At 69.3% G+C, this 17,145-nt stretch carries 15 protein-coding genes; 10 read left to right on the top strand and 5 right to left on the bottom strand.

Annotated features, from left to right (window positions below):
* Position 1 precedes the first annotated feature (1 nt).
* The 7 genes from FHS38_RS10035 to FHS38_RS10065 all read left to right on the top strand — a co-directional run bounded on the left by FHS38_RS10035 (position 2) and on the right by FHS38_RS10065 (position 7,924).
* Complete coding sequence (locus FHS38_RS10035) at positions 2–979, top strand: ABC transporter permease (protein WP_184732965.1); 978 nt, start codon at positions 2–4, stop codon at positions 977–979.
* A 53-nt stretch (positions 980–1,032) separates the two neighbouring features.
* A complete protein-coding gene (locus tag FHS38_RS10040) occupies positions 1,033–2,835 on the top strand; it encodes an ABC transporter substrate-binding protein (protein ID WP_184732967.1) in 1,803 nt (600 codons plus the stop codon).
* A gap of 211 nt (positions 2,836–3,046) precedes the next feature.
* Positions 3,047–4,024 carry an ABC transporter permease gene (locus tag FHS38_RS10045; protein ID WP_184732969.1) on the top strand — a complete coding sequence of 326 codons (978 nt, stop codon included), beginning with the start codon at positions 3,047–3,049 and terminating at the stop codon, positions 4,022–4,024.
* Positions 4,025–4,044: 20 nt separating this feature from the next.
* Positions 4,045–5,070: an ABC transporter ATP-binding protein gene (locus FHS38_RS10050; RefSeq protein ID WP_184732971.1), complete on the top strand. Its 1,026-nt coding sequence runs from the start codon at positions 4,045–4,047 to the stop codon at positions 5,068–5,070.
* A gap of 9 nt (positions 5,071–5,079) precedes the next feature.
* Positions 5,080–6,246 (top strand): ABC transporter ATP-binding protein, encoded by a 1,167-nt coding sequence (locus FHS38_RS10055; protein WP_184732973.1) that lies wholly within the window; start codon positions 5,080–5,082, stop codon positions 6,244–6,246.
* 112 nt (positions 6,247–6,358) lie between these two features.
* Positions 6,359–6,433: a cittilin family RiPP precursor gene (locus tag FHS38_RS36310; RefSeq protein ID WP_356450449.1), complete on the top strand. Its 75-nt coding sequence runs from the start codon at positions 6,359–6,361 to the stop codon at positions 6,431–6,433.
* A 168-nt stretch (positions 6,434–6,601) separates the two neighbouring features.
* Positions 6,602–7,924 carry a cytochrome P450 gene (locus FHS38_RS10065; protein WP_184732977.1) on the top strand — a complete coding sequence of 441 codons (1,323 nt, stop codon included), beginning with the start codon at positions 6,602–6,604 and terminating at the stop codon, positions 7,922–7,924.
* On the opposite strand, the gene FHS38_RS10070 is transcribed toward FHS38_RS10065, so the two are convergent.
* Genes FHS38_RS10070 through FHS38_RS10090 form a run of 5 tightly spaced genes read right to left on the bottom strand, consistent with a single transcriptional unit; the run spans position 7,925 to position 13,553 of the window.
* Positions 7,925–8,986 carry an ABC transporter ATP-binding protein gene (locus FHS38_RS10070; RefSeq protein ID WP_184732979.1) on the bottom strand — a complete coding sequence of 354 codons (1,062 nt, stop codon included), beginning with the start codon at positions 8,984–8,986 and terminating at the stop codon, positions 7,925–7,927. It abuts the gene before it with no gap.
* Positions 8,976–9,974, bottom strand: a complete 999-nt coding sequence (locus FHS38_RS10075; RefSeq protein ID WP_184732981.1) for an ABC transporter ATP-binding protein — start codon at positions 9,972–9,974, stop codon at positions 8,976–8,978. Before FHS38_RS10075 ends, FHS38_RS10070 begins: the two co-directional genes overlap by 11 nt.
* A gap of 23 nt (positions 9,975–9,997) precedes the next feature.
* Positions 9,998–10,975: an ABC transporter permease gene (locus tag FHS38_RS10080; protein ID WP_184732983.1), complete on the bottom strand. Its 978-nt coding sequence runs from the start codon at positions 10,973–10,975 to the stop codon at positions 9,998–10,000.
* Positions 10,968–11,891, bottom strand: coding sequence for an ABC transporter permease (locus FHS38_RS10085; RefSeq protein WP_184732985.1), 924 nt, complete (start codon positions 11,889–11,891; stop codon positions 10,968–10,970). Before FHS38_RS10085 ends, FHS38_RS10080 begins: the two co-directional genes overlap by 8 nt.
* A gap of 45 nt (positions 11,892–11,936) precedes the next feature.
* Positions 11,937–13,553: a peptide ABC transporter substrate-binding protein gene (locus FHS38_RS10090; protein WP_184732987.1), complete on the bottom strand. Its 1,617-nt coding sequence runs from the start codon at positions 13,551–13,553 to the stop codon at positions 11,937–11,939.
* Positions 13,554–13,948: 395 nt separating this feature from the next.
* Here FHS38_RS10090 and FHS38_RS10095 point away from each other — a divergent pair, with 395 nt between their 5' ends.
* The 3 genes from FHS38_RS10095 to FHS38_RS10105 are packed head-to-tail and all read left to right on the top strand — an operon-like array spanning position 13,949 to position 17,111.
* On the top strand, positions 13,949–14,323 hold the full coding sequence (locus tag FHS38_RS10095) for a DUF6507 family protein (protein WP_184732989.1): 375 nt from the start codon (positions 13,949–13,951) through the stop codon (positions 14,321–14,323).
* Positions 14,320–16,881 (top strand): GNAT family N-acetyltransferase, encoded by a 2,562-nt coding sequence (locus FHS38_RS10100; protein ID WP_184732992.1) that lies wholly within the window; start codon positions 14,320–14,322, stop codon positions 16,879–16,881. Before FHS38_RS10095 ends, FHS38_RS10100 begins: the two co-directional genes overlap by 4 nt.
* A complete protein-coding gene (locus tag FHS38_RS10105; protein WP_184732994.1) occupies positions 16,878–17,111 on the top strand; it encodes a hypothetical protein in 234 nt (77 codons plus the stop codon). Before FHS38_RS10100 ends, FHS38_RS10105 begins: the two co-directional genes overlap by 4 nt.
* The last annotated feature ends 34 nt before the right edge of the window (positions 17,112–17,145 follow it).

The following is a 17,145-nucleotide window of genomic DNA, read 5'->3' on the forward strand; positions in this document are numbered from 1 at the left end:
GATGACGAGTCCTTCCCCGGCCGCGACGGCCGAAGCCGGGCCGGTGGGCCGGTCGCCCGGACAGCTGATGTGGCGCCGCTTCCGACGCGACCGCTCGGGGGTCCTCTCCGCGTACGTCGTGGCCTTCTTCTTCACCGTCGCGATCGCGGCGCCGCTGATCTCGAAGTTCTACGGGAAGAGCCCGACGACGACCTACGGTCTGAACGAGCAGGGGCTGCTCAACGAGTACGGCTATCCCGTCGCGCCCAACGGCGGGGTCTCCGGCCGGTTCTGGTTCGGCATCGAGCCCACGCTGGGCCGGGACGTACTGACCCAGCTCGTCTTCGGCATCCGCACCTCGCTGCTGATCGCCGTGGCCGCCACCGTGCTGTGCGTGCTGACGGGCGTCGTGGTCGGGGTGACGGCCGGCTATCTGGGCGGCCGGACCGATTACTTCCTGGGCCGGTTCATCGATCTGCTGCTCGCCTTCCCCTCCCAGCTGTCCTTCATCGCCTTCACCCCCGTCGTCTACTCCCTCTTCGTCAGTCCGGAGAAGGAGACGCCCACCTATCTGCGGGTGCTGACCCTGATCCTGGTGCTGTGGGTGCTGGGCTGGATGGGACTCGCGCGACTGCTGCGCGGCCAGGTGCTCAGCCTGCGGGAGCGGGAGTTCATCGAGGCCGCGAAGGTGACCGGCGCCTCGCCCTGGCGGATCATCACCAAGGAGTTGCTGCCCAATCTCTGGACCCCGATCCTGGTGCAGTCGACGCTGATGCTGCCCTCGTTCGTGACCATCGAGGCCGGGCTCTCCTTCATCGGGGTCGGCATCCTGGAGCCCACGCCCGACTGGGGCCGGATGTTCGCCAACGGCGCCCAGTACTACGAGAGCGACATCACCTACATCTTCTTCCCCGGCCTCGCGATGATCATTTTCGTGGTCGCCTTCAACCTGCTCGGGGACTCGGTCCGGGACGCCTTCGACCCCCGGACCAAACGCTGAACCGCACGCAGCCGCACGTCGTCGTCACAACGGACAGGCAGGTGCATCGACCCATGACCCCCAGGACGAGATCCCCCAGGAGAAGGGCCCGGCTCGCGGCCACGGCCCTCGCGGCCGGTGCGCTGGTGCTCTCCGCGTGCAGCAGCGGAGGAGGCGGGAGCGGCGGAGACAAGGACAGCGGTCCGGGTGACGACAAGACCACGGCCTCGAACTATTCGATCGGCACCAAGGCCGACTCGACCGGCCCCGCCCCGGAGGTGCCGGGCGCGAAGAAGGGCGGCGCGGTCGGCGTCCTCCAGCGTGACGCCTTCAACCACCTCGACCCGGGCCAGATCTACTACGCCGACGTGCTGGCCAACCAGATGCTCTACAACCGCTCCCTGACCTCGTACAAGGTGGACGACAAGGGCAAGGTCAAGGTCGTCGGGGACCTCGCGACCGACGCCGGTACCGCCTCGGACGGCGGGAAGACCTGGAAGTTCACCCTCAAGGACGGGCTGAAGTTCGAGGACGGCTCGGCCGTCACCGCCAAGGACGTGCGGTGGGGCATCGAACGGCTCTACGCCCCCTTCGAGACCGACGGCCCCCTCTACATCCCGCAGTGGCTCTCGGGTGACGGCAACGACTTCCGCAAGGCCCTGCCGGAGGGCCCGTACAACGGCAAGCACCTGCCGTCGTCCGTGCTCGACACCCCCGACGACAAGACGATCATCTTCCACTTCCGTCAGCCGCACGCGGACACCCCCTTCGCCACCGCGATGCCGAACATCGGCGCGGTCAAACAGGCGAAGGACACCAAGCAGAAGTACGACAACGCCCCCTTCTCCTCCGGCCCGTACAAGGTCGGCGAGTACAAGGTCGGCAAGTCGCTGACGCTGGTGAGGAACGAGCACTGGGACCCGAAGACCGACCCGATCCGCCACCAGTACGCCGACCGGTTCGAGATCAGCTTCGGCCACCAGTTCGCCGACTCCACCCGCCGCTTCCTCGCCGACCAGGGCGGCGACAAGAACGCCCTGTCGTTCAGCAACGCCGTGGCACCGGAGATGACCGAGAAGGTGCTGAAGCAGGCCGGCACCAAGGCCCGCCGCTTCGTGGAGATCCAGCCCTACGTCGACTACATCAGCTTCAACACCGACCGCCTCAAGGACGCCAAGGTCCGCAAGGCCCTCGCGTACGCCATGCCCAACGGGCAGATCCTCCAGCAGAACGGCGGCGCGACCGCCGGGGTGGTGGCCACCAACTACCTCTCGCCCGCCATGGACGGCTACCGGCCGACCGACCCCTTCCAGAAGAAGGCGAACCCTGCCGGACAGCCCGAGAAGGCCAAGGCGCTGCTGAAGGAGGCCGGCAAGCTCGGCCAGGAGATCGTCTACGCCTACGCCAACACCGACGTCCAGCAGAAGGTCTCCGTCGTGGTGACCCAGGCGCTGGAGCGGGCGGGCTTCACGGTGCAGAAGAAAGAGGTCGACGCCAACACCTACCGGACGGCGATCGCCGAGGTGAAGAACAAGTTCGACATCTACCGCTCGTCGTGGGGAGCGGACTGGCCGGTCTCCTCCACCGTCGTGCCGCCGCTCTTCGACGGCCGGCAGGTCGCCGACGGCGCCCAGAACTACGGCCATCTGAAGAACTCCGGGGTCGACTCCGAGATCGACCGGATCAACGCCATCCCGGACGTGAAGAAGGCCGCGCCCGAGTGGCAGAAGCTGGCCGACAAGATCCTCGAGGAGGACGTCCCGGGCGTGCCGGTCTTCTACAACCGGCAGTTCTCGCTGTGGGGTTCGAACCTCGGCGGCGTCCGCTACCACCCCGTCTACGGGACCGTCGACCCGACCTCCGTGTACGTCAAATAGCGCGCGAAGAGGGCCGCCCCAAGCGGCGCCCACGGCCGGCCGGGCCCCCGCGGCCCGGCCGGTTCCCCCGGCACCCGGCCGCTCCCTCCTGGCGCCCGGCCGCCATCTCCCGCCGCCCGGCCGCTATCTCCCGCCGCCCGGCTGCCATCTCCCGCCGCCCGCCCCGGGTCCCGCGCACCGGACCTCCCGCTACCCGGAAGACCGCGACGACATGCTCAGATTCCTCGTCCGCCGCTCGCTCGGCGCGATCGTCATCATCCTGCTGATCAGCGCGATCACCTTCTTCCTCTTCTTCGCCCTGCCCTCCGAGCCCGCCCTGATGTCCTGCGGCAAGAACTGCACCCCCGACGCCCTCGCGGTCATCAACAAGAACCTGGGCCTCGACCAGCCGGTCCCCGTCCAGTACTGGCACTACATGCAAGGCATCTTCATGGGCCGCGACTTCACCGTCGGCCACTGCCCGGCCCCCTGCTTCGGTTACTCCTTCTCCAACCAGCAGCCGGTCTGGGGCACGATCGTGGACCGCTTCCCGACCACCTTGTCCATCACCCTCGGGGGCGCCGCCGTCTTCCTCGTCGTCGGCGTGGGCATCGGCATGATCGCCGCGGCCTTCCGGGGCACCTGGATCGACAAGTTCTTCAGCTCCCTCTCGCTCGTCGGCGGCGCCCTGCAGATCTACTTCGTCGGCGTCATCGCCCTCGCCGTCCTGGTCAGCGGGCTGCACTGGATGGACAACCCGGCCTACCACCCGATCACCGAGGACCCCGTCAAGTGGTTCACCGGGATGCTCATCCCCTGGCTGGTGCTGTCCATCATCTTCATCGCCAACTACAGCCGGATGACCCGCTCCCAGATGGTCGAGCAGCTCGGCGAGGACCATGTCCGCACCGCCCGCGCCAAGGGCCTCGGGCGTCGCACGGTCTTCTTCCGCTACGCGTGGCGGGGTGCGCTGGCGCCCATCGTCACCATCTTCGGCATCGACCTCGGCTCGCTCTTCGGCGGCGCGATCATCACCGAGTTCACCTTCAGCCTCCACGGCCTCGGCCGGCTCGCCGTCTCCTCGGTGAGCGAGACGGACCTGCCCACCCTCATGGCCGTGATGCTCGTCGGCTGCACGGCGATCGTCGTCGCCAACATCGTGGTGGACGCCGCCTACGCCGTCATCGACCCCCGCGTACGCCTCGCCTAGCAGCCGGGAGAACCACCGCCGTGACCGCGACCACACCCTTTCTGTCCGTGCGCGATCTGTACGTGCGCTTCGCCACCGAGGACGGCACGGTCAAGGCCGTCGACGGGCTCTCCTTCGAACTGGAGCGCGGCCGTACGCTCGGGATCGTCGGCGAGTCCGGCTCGGGGAAGTCCGTGACCAACCTCGCCGTCCTCGGGCTGCACGACCCGCGCACCACCGAGATCGAGGGCGAGATCCTGCTGGACGGGCAGGAGCTGACCGGTGCCCCCGAGTCCGCGCTGGAGAAGGTCCGCGGCCACAAGGCGGCGATGATCTTCCAGGACTCGCTGACCGCGCTCTCCCCGTACTACACCGTCGGCCGCCAGATCGCCGAGCCCTTCCGCAAGCACACCGGCGCCACCCGGCGCGAGGCACGGCTGCGGGCGGTCGAGATGCTGAAGCGGGTCGGCATCCCCAACCCCGCACTGCGCGTGGACGATTACCCGCACCAGTTCTCCGGCGGCATGCGACAGCGCGCGATGATCGCGATGGCGCTGGTCTGCGACCCTCAGCTGCTGATCGCCGACGAGCCGACGACCGCCCTGGACGTGACCGTGCAGGCGCAGATCCTCGATCTGCTCAAGGACCTCCAGCAGCAGACCGGTTCGGCGATCATCCTCATCACCCACGACCTCGGTGTCGTCGCCCACACCGTCGACGAGCTGCTGGTGATGTACGCGGGGCGGGCCGTCGAGCGCGGCACGGTCCGCGAGGTGCTGGGCGCGCCGCGGCACCCGTACACCTGGGGGCTGCTGGGCTCGATGCCCCGGCTGACCTCGGACGTCGAGGAGCCGCTGAGCCCGATCCCGGGCGCGCCGCCGAGCCTGCTGGCCCCGCCGCCGGGCTGTCCCTTCCATCCGCGCTGCGCGTCGGTCGCGGCCGTCGGCGGTGACCGGTGCCGCACCGAGCGGCCGGAGCTGCCGGCGGGCCGGGGCGCGGCCTGTCATCTGACGCCCGAGCGACAGCGGGCCATCTTCGCCGGGCAGATCAAGCCCCGACTGCGCTGAGGAGCCACCATGAGCGACAAGGTTTCGCTGCCCGCGCCGCGCGAGGCGGCCCCGGACGGGGCCCGGGGCGAGCCCCTGCTCGTCGCCGAGGGGCTGACCAAGCACTTTCCGATCACGGGCGGCTTCCCGGTGAAGCGGCGGATCGGGGCCGTGCAGGCCGTGGACGGCCTCGATCTGACCGTACGGGCCGGGGAGAGCTTCGGGCTGGTGGGCGAGTCCGGCTGCGGCAAGTCCACCACCGGGCGGCTGCTGACCCGGCTGCTGGAGCCGACCGCCGGGCGGATCGTCTACCGGGGACGGGACATCACGCACGCGGGGCGCAGGGAGTTGGCGCCGTTCCGCGCCGAGATCCAGATGATCTTCCAGGATCCGTACGCCTCGCTCAACCCGCGGCACACCGTGGGGAAGATCGTCTCCGGACCGATGGAGATCAACGGCATCGACCCGCCGGGCGGCCGGGAGGCGCGGGTGCGCGAGCTGCTGGAGACCGTGGGGCTGAGCCCCGAGCACTACAACCGCTTTCCGCACGAGTTCTCCGGCGGCCAGCGCCAGCGCATCGGCGTCGCCCGCGCGCTCGCCCTCGAACCCAAGCTGATCGTCGCCGACGAGCCGGTCTCCGCGCTCGACGTCTCCATCCAGGCCCAGGTCGTCAATCTGCTCCGGGACGTGCAGCGCGAGTTGGGCATCGCGTTCGTCTTCATCGCGCACGACCTGGCCGTCGTACGGCACTTCTCGCAGCGTGTCGCCGTGATGTACCTCGGGAAGATCGTCGAGGTCGGCGACCGGGACGACATCTACCGCCGTCCGCGCCATCCCTACACCCACGCCCTGCTCTCCGCCGTGCCCGAGGCCGCGGACCTGATGGACACCCCGGCCGGAGGTGACGGCTCCGCGCGGGCGAGCCGTGAGCGGATCCGGCTCGCGGGCGACGTGCCGTCCCCGATCCGGCCGCCGTCCGGCTGCCGGTTCCGTACGCGGTGCTGGAAGGCGCGGGAGGAGTGCGCCACCGAGGAACCGCCCCTGCTGCGCGCCGAGGGCAGCGGGCCGGGCCATCTGTCCGCGTGCCACTTTCCGGAGCCGCCCACGGTGGAGCGGACGACCGAGGTCATTCTCGATCCGGCCCTGCGCGCGGCGGAGGGGCATACGGAATCCCAGCCGCCGAACCATGCACAGTAAATTCTGTCAACTCTTGTGATTGCAGGGGCACATGCCTACTGTCAATTCCACGCGACGCGGTAATCACACCGCGGGCGGACCTGACGAGAAGGAGGTGTTTGCCATGCGCAAGATGATCCTGACCGGTGCGCTTTTCGCCCGGCTGACTCGCAAGGACCGACTCACCCTGCCGTACTCGTACTACTAAACCGGCACGGTGACGCACCCGGTGGCCGCGGCAGCGATGCCGCGGCCACCGTCGTTCCCCCGCCCCCGCGTTGCCGCCTCCCGGACGCGTTCAGTCCGCATTCCGCGGCATTCCGGCCCCCGTTCAACTGCATGAACCCCTGCCCGTACGAACCCCTGCGAGGCATCCGTGACCGCCGCCGCCCGCCCGCGCACCGATCTTCCCGGCCCGTCCGGGGACAAGTACCTGGGCAATCTGCACGCGTTCAGCACCGACCCGCTCGGCTTTCTGACCGCTTGCTCCCGGAATTACGGCGACGTGGTGCGGCTCGGCGCGAACAATGTGCTGCTGACCTCCCCCGGTGACGTCGAGAAAATGCTCGTCGACCGGAATGCGAAATTCTCCAAGGCCAGCGCCGACACCCGGCGCGGCTCGCGACGGCAGGGTTTTCCCCGCTCGACCATGAACAGCGACGGCGCCGAGTGGCACGCCAAACGGCACCGGATGCAGCCCGCGTTCGGCCGGTCCCTGGCCACGAAGGCCGCCGAGATCGTCGACGCGCAGGGCGAGCGGATGCTCGCCCCCTGGCGGCCCGGCCAGGCCCGCGACCTCCAGGACGACGTGTCCGTCCTGACCCTGCGGCTGGTCACCTCGCTGATGTTCGGCGACGAGTTCAGCGACGCGGACACCGCCGAGGTGGCCCGGCTGGTCGCGCCCATCATGGACCTCTCCACCTCACCGGTGCTGCTGCCCGAGTGGGTGCCCACCCTCCGCAAGCTCCGCATCCGCCGCTCGATGCGCCGCGTCGACCGCACCCTGCACGCCCTCGCCGCCTCGCCCGCCGCCGCGGATCCGCAGCGCGCCCCCGTGCTGCACGCCCTCGTGCACGGCGACCCGGCCCCCTCACGCGACGAACTCCGCGACGAGCTCGCCACATTGATCATGGCCGGCTTCGAGACGACCAACGACTCCGTCGTCTGGGCGAGCGTGCTGCTCGCCCAGCACCCCGAGGCCGCCGAGCGGGTCCGGGCCGAGGCCGAGGCGGCCTTCGCCGGCACCCCGGCCGGGCTCGCGCGGATGGAGGCCCTGTCGTACACGAACGCCGTGGTCCGCGAGGCCCTGCGGCTGTACTCGCCGGTCTGGCTCACCAGCCGCGACGCCACCGAGGACATGGAGTTCGGCGGCTACCTCATACCGGCCGGCACCACGGTCACCGTCAGCCAGTGGGTCAACCACCGCGACCCCCGCTACTGGGAGGACGCCGAGGAGTTCCGCCCCGAGCGCTGGCTCGGCAACGGGCCCAAGGCCGTACCGCGCGGCTCGTACTTCCCCTTCGGCCTCGGCCCCCGGGTCTGTATCGGCGCCGCCGTCGCGACCACCGAGACCGTGCACATCGTCGCCGACATCTGGCGCCGCTACCGGCTGGAGCTGATCCGCCCCGAGCGCATCACCCCCCGCCCGGCCCTCGCCCTCCAGCCGATGGGCGTGGAGGTCGTGCCGCGCGCCTGGTGATCAGGTGTCGTCCGGGTCCTCGGTGCCCTCCGGCGGCACGACCCGGCGCTCCTCCGCGAAGTGACAGGCCGACGGGTGCGCGGGCGGGCCGCCCTCCTTCCGGAACCACTCCGGCACCGCCAGCTCCGGCACCTCCACCACGCACCGTTCCTGCGCCTTCCAGCAGCGGGTGCGGAAGCGGCAGCCCGACGGCGGATGCGCCGGCGAGGGCACGTCCCCCGACAGCAGGATCCGCTCCCGCCGCGCCCGCGCCGCCGGGTCCGGCATGGGCACGGCGGACAGCAGCGCCTGGGTGTAGGGGTGCGTCGGGTGCTGGTAGATCTGGGCTTCCGTGCCGATCTCGGCGAGCCGCCCGAGGTACATCACCGCGACCCGGTCGGAGATGTGCCGCACCACGGACAGGTCGTGCGCGATGAAGACGTAGGACAGCTCGAACTCGTCCTGGAGCCTCTCCAGCAGATTGACCACCTGCGCCTGCACCGACACGTCCAGCGCCGAGACGGGCTCGTCGCAGATGATGATCTCCGGGTTGAGCGCGAGGCCGCGCGCGATGCCGATGCGCTGACGCTGACCGCCGGAGAACTGGTGCGGGTACCGGTTGATGTACTCCGGGTTGAGCCCCACCACGTCCAGCAGGTCCTGGACCTTCCGCCGCCGGTCGCCCTTCGGCGCCACCTCGGGGTGGATCGCGTAGGGCTCCCCGACGATGTCCCCGACCGTCATCCGGGGGTTGAGCGAGGTGTACGGGTCCTGGAAGACCATCTGGATGTTGCGACGCACGGCCTTCAGCGCCTTGCCCGACAGATCGGCGATGTCCTCGCCCTTGTACAGGATCCGCCCGGCCGTCGGCCGCTCCAGGTTGACCAGCATCTTCGCGACCGTCGACTTGCCGCAGCCGGACTCCCCCACGATGCCCAGCGTCTCGCCCCGCCGCAGCTCGAAGGAGACCCCGTCGACCGCCCGGACCGCGCCCACCTGCTTACGGAAGACGATCCCCCGGGTCAGCGGGTAGTGCTTGACGAGGTCCCGTACCTCCAGAATCTCCTCGCCTTCAGCTCTCATCGAGGGTGTCCTTCCAGAAGTGACAGGCGCTGGCCCGGCCCGGGGCCACGGTGAACAGCGGCGGCCGGTCCGTACGGCAGATGTCCTGGGCGCGGGGACAGCGCGGATTGAACGGGCAGCCGGGCGGGATGTCGGTCAGGCTGGGCGGCAGGCCCTTGATCGCGTAGAGCGCGCGGCCCTTCTGGTCCAGGCGCGGGATGGAGTCCAGCAGGCCACGGGTGTACGGGTGCGCGGGCGCCGCGTACAGCTCGTGGACGGGTGCGGTCTCGACGATCCGGCCCGCGTACATCACCGCGATGCGGTCGGCGACGTCCGCGACCACGCCCAGGTCGTGGGTGATGAGGATCAGACCCATGTTGTACTCGCGCTGGAGCTCCGCGAGCAGATCCATGACCTGCGCCTGCACCGTCACGTCCAGGGCCGTCGTCGGCTCGTCCGCGATGATCAGGTCCGGCTCCAGGGCCAGCGCCATCGCGATCATGATGCGCTGGCGCATACCGCCCGAGAACTGGTGCGGATAGTCCCGCAGCCGCTCCTGCGCCGCCGGGATCCGCACCCGGTCCATCAGCTGCGCGGCCCGCGCGCGGGCGTCCTTGCGGGTCATCCCCTGGTGCACCACGTACATCTCGGCGAGCTGCGCGCCCACGGTCATCACGGGGTTCAGGGACGACAGCGCGTCCTGGAAGATCATCGCGATCTTCGCGCCGCGGAGTCTGCGCCGGGACTCGGCTCCCATCGTCAGCAGGTCCTCGCCCCGGAAGAGCACCTCGCCGCCGGTGACGAACCCCGGCGGCGAGTCGAGGATCCCCATCACCGCCTGGGCGGTCACCGACTTGCCCGACCCCGACTCACCGAGCACGGCCAGCGTCTCGCCCGCCGCCACGCTGTACGTCACGCCGTTGACCGCCTTGGCCACCCCGTCCCGGGTGCGGAACTCCACCCGCAGATCGCGCACGTCCAGCAGGTTCTTCGTCTGCTGCTGATCCATCCGTCGCTCCATCCCGCCGGGCCTCAGCGCAACTTGGGGTCGAGGGCGTCGCGCACCGCGTCGCCGAGCATGATGAACGCGAGCACCGTGACGCTCAGCGCACCCGCCGGCCACAGCAGCATGTGCGGGGCGTTGCGGATCTGGGTGGAGGCGTTGGAGATGTCGATCCCCCAGGAAACGGTGGGGGGTTTGAGGCCGACGCCCAGGAACGACAGCGTCGCCTCCAGGGCGATGTACGTCCCCAGCGCGATGGTCGCCACGACGATGACCGGCGCCACCGCGTTGGGCGCGATGTGCCGCAGCAGCATCCGCCCGCTGCCGGCCCCGAGCGCCCGCGCCGCCTGGACGTAGTCGTGCTGCTTGGCCGTGACCACCGAGCCGCGCGCGATCCGGGAGATCTGCGGCCAGCCCAGCAGCACGATGAAGCCGACCACCGGCCACACCGAGCCGCTGGTGACCACGGAGAGGAAGACCAGCCCGCCGAGGATGATCGGGATGCCGAAGAAGATGTCGGCGACCCGGGACAGCATCCCGTCCCACCAGCTCCCGAAGAACCCGGCCAGCCCGCCCAGCACACTGCCGAGCAGCGCCGCCCCGGTCGTGGCGCAGACGCCGACGGCGATCGAGGCGCGCGCGCCGTAGACCGTGCGGGTGTAGACGTCGCAGCCCTGGGTGTCGAAGCCGAAGGGGTGGCCGGGCTGGGAGCCCTGGCCCGCCTTGGCCAGGTTGCAGCTCAGGGGGTTGCCGCTCGCGATGAGGCCGGGCCGGATCGCGATCAGCACGAGGAAGAGGATGACCAGCCCGGAGACGAGGAAGACGGGGTTGCGCCGTAGGTCGTGCCAGGCGTCGGACCACAGGCTGCGGGGCTTGCCGTCGGCGCCGCCGGGGGGCGGCTCCTTCTCCAGCGACTCGCCCTCGCTGGTGGCGAGGGTCGACGCGCCGCCGTCGCCGGGGGTGATGGTGGCTTGGGGATCGAGCTTCGGGTCGAAGGGGTCAGGCATAGCGGATCCTCGGGTCGAGCACGGCGTAGAGGAGGTCGACGAGCAGGTTCGCCAGCAGGAAGACGATGACCAGGACGGTCACGAAGCCGACGACGGTCGGCGAGTTCTGCCGCAGGATGCCCTGGTAGAGCTGGTAGCCGACGCCGTGGATGTTGAAGATCCGCTCGGTGACGATGGCGCCGCCCATCAGCGCGCCGATGTCGGTGCCGATGAAGGTGACGACGGGGATCAGCGAGTTGCGCAGCAGGTGCCGGGTCACCACCCGGCGCCGGGACAGCCCCTTGGCCACGGCCGTACGGACGTAGTCGGCGCGGGAGTTCTCGGCGATGGACGTGCGCGTCAGGCGGGTGACGTACGCGAGCGAGGTGAGGGCGAGCACCAGGCCCGGCAGGATCAGCTCGTCGAACGGCGCGGCCGGGGAGACGGACGGGGAGACCCACCCCCATTTCACGCCCAGCAGGTACTGCAGCACATAGCCGCTGACGAAGGTGGGGATGGAGACGACGATCAGGGTGAGCAGCAGGACGGAGGTGTCCACCGAGCGCCCGCGCCGCAGCCCGCTGAGGACGCCGAGGGTGATCCCGACGAGGATCTCGAAGAGCAGCGCGACGATGGTCAGCCGCAAGGTCACCGGGAAGGCGCTCTTCATCAGCTCGGTGACCTGCTGGCCGTTGAAGGCGGTGCCGAAGTCACCGGTGAGGATCTGCCTCATGTAGTGCAGGTATTGCTTCCACAGCGGCTCGTCGAGGTAGAGGTCCTTGCGGATCCGCGCGGCGGTCGCGGGGTCGGGGGCCTTGTCGCCGAAGAGGGCGGCGATGGGGTCGCCGAGGGCGTAGACCATGAAGAAGATCAGGAACGTGCTGCCGATGAACACCGGGATCATCTGGAGCAGCCGCCGGATCACATACCGTCCCATGGGGGCTCCGGGGGTTCGGTCGTCGGAAGGGGCTTCCGGGTACGGTCAGCCGACCTTGATCCGGTCGTAGACGGGCACGCTGAACGAATTGAGCATCACGTCGGAGAGGTTCGTGGAGTAGCCGGCGCTGCCGTTCTGGTACCAGAGCGGGATGGCCGGCATCTGCTCGGCGAGGATCTTCTCCGCGTCCTGGAACTTCCCGACCGCCTTGCTCTGGTCGCTCTCGGCGTTGGCCTCGTCGACGAGCTTGTCGAAGTCCGGGTCGCTGAACTTCCCGTAGTTGGAGGAGGCGTTCGAGTAGTAGAGCGGCTGGAGGAAGTTCTGGATCAGCGGGTAGTCCATCTGCCAGCCGGAGCGGAACATCCCGGTCATCCGGTGCTGGGAGATCTGGTTGCGGAAGTCCGCGAAGGTGCCGACGGGGTTGACGACGCACGCCTTGTCCATGCCGAGGGCGTTGTTGATGCTGTTGCAGACGGCGTCCATCCACACCCGGTGCGAGCCGGTGTCGACGTTGGAGGTGATGGTCACCTGCCCGCCGGGCAGTCCGCCGCCCTCCTGGATCAGCTTCTTGGCCTGCGCAGCGTCGAAGGTGCAGGCGTCACCGCACAGCCCCTCCTTGTAGCCGCCCTCGGCCTTCAGGACGGGCGAGGTCCAGTCCGTCGCCGGGGTGCGGGTCTTCTGGTAGATCTGCTCGGTGATCTCCTGGCGGTTGATCGCCATGGAGATGCCCTTGCGGACCTTGTCCATCCCGGCCTTGGACCACTTCGCGTCGTACATCGGGAAGACGACGGTCTGGATGATGCCGGCGGGCTGGTTGATGTACCGGTCGCCGAGGTCGTTCTTGACGTTCTTGAGCTGGGCGGCCGGGACGTCGTCGACGAGGTCGAGGTTGCCCGCCTGGAGGTCGGTGTAGGCGGTGTTGTTGTCGGTGTAGACGCGCAGTTCGACGCCCTCGTTCTGCGCCTTGTCGTCGCCCGGGTAGCCCTCCCACTTCTTGAGGTTGAGGGCGGACCCCTTGGCGTACGAATCCACCATGTACGGGCCGTTGCCGATCGGCTTCTTCAGCCAGTTGTCGTGGTCGTCGAAGAACGCCCGGGGCAGCGGGGAGAAGGCCTGGTAGCCGAGGGTCTGCGGCCAGGTGGAGAACTTCTGGGTGAGCTTGACGGTGAAGGTGCGGTCGTCCTTGACCACCAGTCCGGACATGGTCTTGGCCTTGGGCGAGCCGCTGTCCGGGTGGACCTCGTCGTAACCCTCGATGGTGGCGAAGAAGGGGGCGTTGTTCTGCTTGTTGTCGACGAAGGCCCCGTAATTCCATGCGTCGACGAAGGACTTGGCGGTCACCTTCTCGCCGTTGGAGAAGGTCCAGCCGTCCTTGAGGGTGATGGTGAAATTCTGCTGGTCCGACGTGTCGATCTTCTCGGCGAGCACGTCCTGGGCGGCGCCGGTCTTGGGGTCGTACTCCTTGAGTCCCCGGAAGATCATGGTCAGGACCTTGCCGCCCTGCACCTCATTGGTGTTCGCCGGCTCCAGCGGATTCTGTGGATCCCCCCAGGAGGCCCGCACCACACCGGCCCCGCCACCGCCACCCCCGCCGCATCCCGACACCACGAGCGCGACCGCCGTCGCACAAACGGCCCACTTGGCGCGCGTGCCTCCACGCATGGAGTGCCTCCCTCAAGGTCCCAAGCCATACTTAGGCCCACATAACACCCCATGAGGTGACGAAAAGCGCCCTTCTGGCGGCCGTCCCCGCGCGATCCGACGCGGAATCCGCCCGAATGCGCGAGCGCTCGCCGACCGCTGGGCCAGGCCCCAGGACCCGACGGACGGTCCGGGGACACTCAGCCCCGGGAGCCGGCAGGAACTACTTCCGGCCCGTCAGTTCGCAATGATGCAGTCCCGGTTCTGGCACAAGCCGGTGACACTTATCGCTCCTGACCTGCATATCCTTTGATTCTCAAACGCATCTTCGATAAACAGGAGTGCTAGCTACGACGTGACAGTCGGCCGGATCGCGTCGGCCGCTGATACGTCGGCAACGGGGGAAGGGGGCTTTCGTGACGGCTTGGGACATCAACCCGTCCGCGGTGGGGGGCGTGCTCACCAAGTGCGGTACGGCTGCCGAGGGGCTGTCGAAGGCGGGTCAGGCGGTGCAGAAGTCACTGCCGGCCGCCGCGACGGCGGCGGGCACGATCAGCGGGATGTACTGCGGTGAGGCGCCGAGCGGGCCGGTCTCGGGGGCGCTGGCCGAATTCGCCAACGCGTGGGGCAAGGACGTCGCCTACGTGGCAGTGCGCACCGCCAACTCGCTGACCGGGGCGAAGACGGCCACCGAGGAGTACGTGAAGGGCGACCTCAAGATGGCGGCGGACGCGCACAACGAGGCGCTCAAGGAGCCCAAGATCGACATGCCGGGGCAGGGGAAGAAGTGAGCGACCAAGACCTCATCGTTCCCTCGGGCATACCGCAGTTCACGGGCGATCTGGAGACCCTGGACACCGAGTCCAAGTCCCTGGCCACCAACGCCAAGCTCTTCCGGGACTCCGGCGCCGCCGTGCACACCCAGTTCCAGGGACTCTCCGCCTGCTACAAGGCACCCGAGGCGGACAAGCTGTTCGCCACCACCCAACCCGTCGCGACCAAGTCCGACGGCTTCGCGGACGACCTCGAAAAGGTCTCCGCGGCGCTGAACGCCTACGCCGGCGAAGTACGCCCCCTGAAGGACAAGCTCAAGAGCCTCAAGGACGACGCCTTCGCGTTCGTCGAGAGCGTCGAGGGCGACGACGACTGGCGCAAGGACCAGAAGAAGGTCGACCGCAACAACAACCTCTGGCACAGCGTCAACGCCACCGTCGCCGCCTTCCACGCCGCCGAACGCGCCTGCCACGACAAGATCGTCGCCCTGGTGAAGGGCACCGCGCTCATCCCGGATGACGGCTCCCACCAGCCGAACATGTACGGCTACAAGGCCAGCGACCTCGACCACGCCGAGGAGACGCCCTGGGGCAAGATGGCCGAGCGCGAGTACACCGGCATCGCGTGGCTGGGCCACCAGATCAAGAGCTTCGTCTGGGACGGCTTCATCGTCGACGGCATCTGGGGCACGATCAAGGGCCTCGGCACCCTGGTCGGCACCGACGGCTGGGACGCCGCGGGCCAGGCGTGGACGGGCCTGGCCAAGCTGGCCACCGGCCTGGCCATCTCGTCCACCCCCCTCGCCGCCGCGTACTGGATGGCTCCCGAGGACAAGCTGCCGAGCTGGCTGCGGGATTCCCGTACGGCGGTGAAGGAGACCGGCAAGGCGCTCATCGCCTACGACCAGTGGGGCAAGAACCCCGCCCGCGCGGCCGGCGGCGTCACCTTCAACGTCCTGACCACCGTCTTCACCGGCGGCGGCGGGGCTGCCGCGAAGGGCGGTGCCGCCGCGAAGGCGATCTCCGTGGCCGGCAAGGTGAGCCGCATCGTCGACCCGATCACCTATGTCGGCAAGGCCGGAAAGTTCGCCTTCGTCAAGGTCGGCGACCTCATGGCGAACCTGAAGAGCCTGAACCCCGGTGCCTCGCTGCGCATCGCGGGTGAGACGTTCAAGCTGGCCGACGAGGCCGCGGCCGCCAAGCTGCCGGAACGCCCCGCCGGCCTGCCCGACGACGCGGCCCCCTTCGTCGACAACAAGGGCCGGCCGGTCTACCTGAACCCGAAGACCGGCGAACTCTTCGACGAGACCGGCAAGGTCAAGCAGCCCGCCGAAAAGGTCCCGAAGGAAGGCTCGGCCGCGGAACGCGCCGCCGAGGCCGAGCGGCCCCATGTCCCCGAGCCGGAGAAGGAACTGGTCAGCGCGAGTGCCCGTGCGGGCGGCGACGTCACGGCCTCGGCCGGACGCACCGGCGACAACGTCGCGGGCGGCGCGGCGCGCGACGTCCCGGGCGGCCGCTCCCCCGGCGGCTCCGCCGGGCCCGGTCCCTCCGCGAGTCACGGAACTCCGGGCACGGGTGGTGGCGGTGGTGGCCACACCACGCCGCACACCGGTGGCGGCGGCCACGACGTGCCGGGCTCCGGCACGGGTGGCCACCAGACCGGGGGGCAGGGCACCGGGGGTCACGGCACCGGAGGCCACGGCACCGGGGGTCACGGCGACTCCCCGTCGGCTCCCCACGGCCACGAAGGCACCGGCGGCCACGGCGGCGATCACGACACGCCCTCCGGCAACTCCCATGACGGCGATGGCGCGCACGACCCGAAGACCGGTGGCGCGCACGACTCCGGCAACGGTGGCGCCCACCATGCCGACGGCACCACCCCGCCGTCGCGCACCCCGGGTCCGGACCGTCAGCCTGTCGGTGACTTCGTCCCCGGCTCGGGCAAGGACCTCACCCCGGAGCAGGTCCAGGAAGGGCTGCAGAAGGCCCTCGACGGCGACTACGCGGGCCTGCGCATCAAGGTCGACGGCGTATTCCCGATGGACAACCAACTGGGCTGGAGCGCACAGATAGTCGACCAGGCGGGGAATCCGGTGGGCCGTATGGACCGCGACTTCATCCGCAAGGAAGACGGTACGCTGGCCGTCAAGCACAACATCATGAAAATCGACGACCCCGCCTATCGCGGAAAGGGCGTCGGCTCGGCCATCAGCAGGGGCCTGGAGAACTGGTACCGGAAGTCCGGTGTCTCGGAAATCCAGCTCACGGCGGCCAAGGAGAACGGCGCCTACACCTGGGCGCGGCGAGACTACGACTGGGTGCAGGAGAAGTCCGCAAAGAAGATCTTCAACCGCATCAATGTAAAGATGAAGGATCCCGAGTGGGACCTCTCCCCGGAGGAGCTCGCGGCCGCACAGGACATTGTGAACCGCGCGCGTAACAACCCGTTCGGAAGCCCCGACTACCCCACCCCGCGAGAGATCGCGAACATCGGGCGTGGGAGCGGCCGGGAGAACCCCTTCGGGAAGCGTGTACTCGTGGGTCAGCGTTGGGAAGGTAGGAAGCTGCTATGACGGAGCGCGAGCCCGGCAAGCTGGAGCCGTCGGAGCCGGTGCACCCTCTGGTGGCCAAGCGGCACCGGCTGTCATCGGAATGGTTCTACGAATTCTGCGCCAAGTACGGCGTGGACTACCCGGACGAGGCCACTCCCGAGCAGGAGGCCGAATACCAGGCCGGGCTGGACTCGATCTATGCCCGCATCCGCGAAGAGGCCGCCGCCGAGAAGGCGCAGCAGGACGACTGAGGGTGTCGGGCGCGGCTCGGTCGAGCCGCGCCCG

It is taken from the genome of Streptomyces netropsis, from assembly GCF_014203545.1.
Lineage (GTDB): Bacteria > Actinomycetota > Actinomycetes > Streptomycetales > Streptomycetaceae > Streptomyces > Streptomyces netropsis.

What these genes read in the sequence shown, in the direction of transcription:
- FHS38_RS10075 (WP_184732981.1), bottom strand. Translation starts at nt 9,974, where the DNA reads ATGGATCAGCAGCAGACGAAGAACCTGCTGGACGTGCGCGATCTGCGG.
- FHS38_RS10090 (WP_184732987.1), bottom strand. Translation starts at nt 13,553, where the DNA reads ATGCGTGGAGGCACGCGCGCCAAGTGGGCCGTTTGTGCGACGGCGGTC.
- FHS38_RS10045 (WP_184732969.1), top strand. Translation starts at nt 3,047, where the DNA reads ATGCTCAGATTCCTCGTCCGCCGCTCGCTCGGCGCGATCGTCATCATC.
- FHS38_RS10105 (WP_184732994.1), top strand. Translation starts at nt 16,878, where the DNA reads ATGACGGAGCGCGAGCCCGGCAAGCTGGAGCCGTCGGAGCCGGTGCAC.
- FHS38_RS10055 (WP_184732973.1), top strand. Translation starts at nt 5,080, where the DNA reads ATGAGCGACAAGGTTTCGCTGCCCGCGCCGCGCGAGGCGGCCCCGGAC.
- FHS38_RS10085 (WP_184732985.1), bottom strand. Translation starts at nt 11,891, where the DNA reads ATGGGACGGTATGTGATCCGGCGGCTGCTCCAGATGATCCCGGTGTTC.
- FHS38_RS10080 (WP_184732983.1), bottom strand. Translation starts at nt 10,975, where the DNA reads ATGCCTGACCCCTTCGACCCGAAGCTCGATCCCCAAGCCACCATCACC.
- FHS38_RS10035 (WP_184732965.1), top strand. Translation starts at nt 2, where the DNA reads ATGACGAGTCCTTCCCCGGCCGCGACGGCCGAAGCCGGGCCGGTGGGC.
- FHS38_RS10040 (WP_184732967.1), top strand. Translation starts at nt 1,033, where the DNA reads ATGACCCCCAGGACGAGATCCCCCAGGAGAAGGGCCCGGCTCGCGGCC.
- FHS38_RS10070 (WP_184732979.1), bottom strand. Translation starts at nt 8,986, where the DNA reads ATGAGAGCTGAAGGCGAGGAGATTCTGGAGGTACGGGACCTCGTCAAG.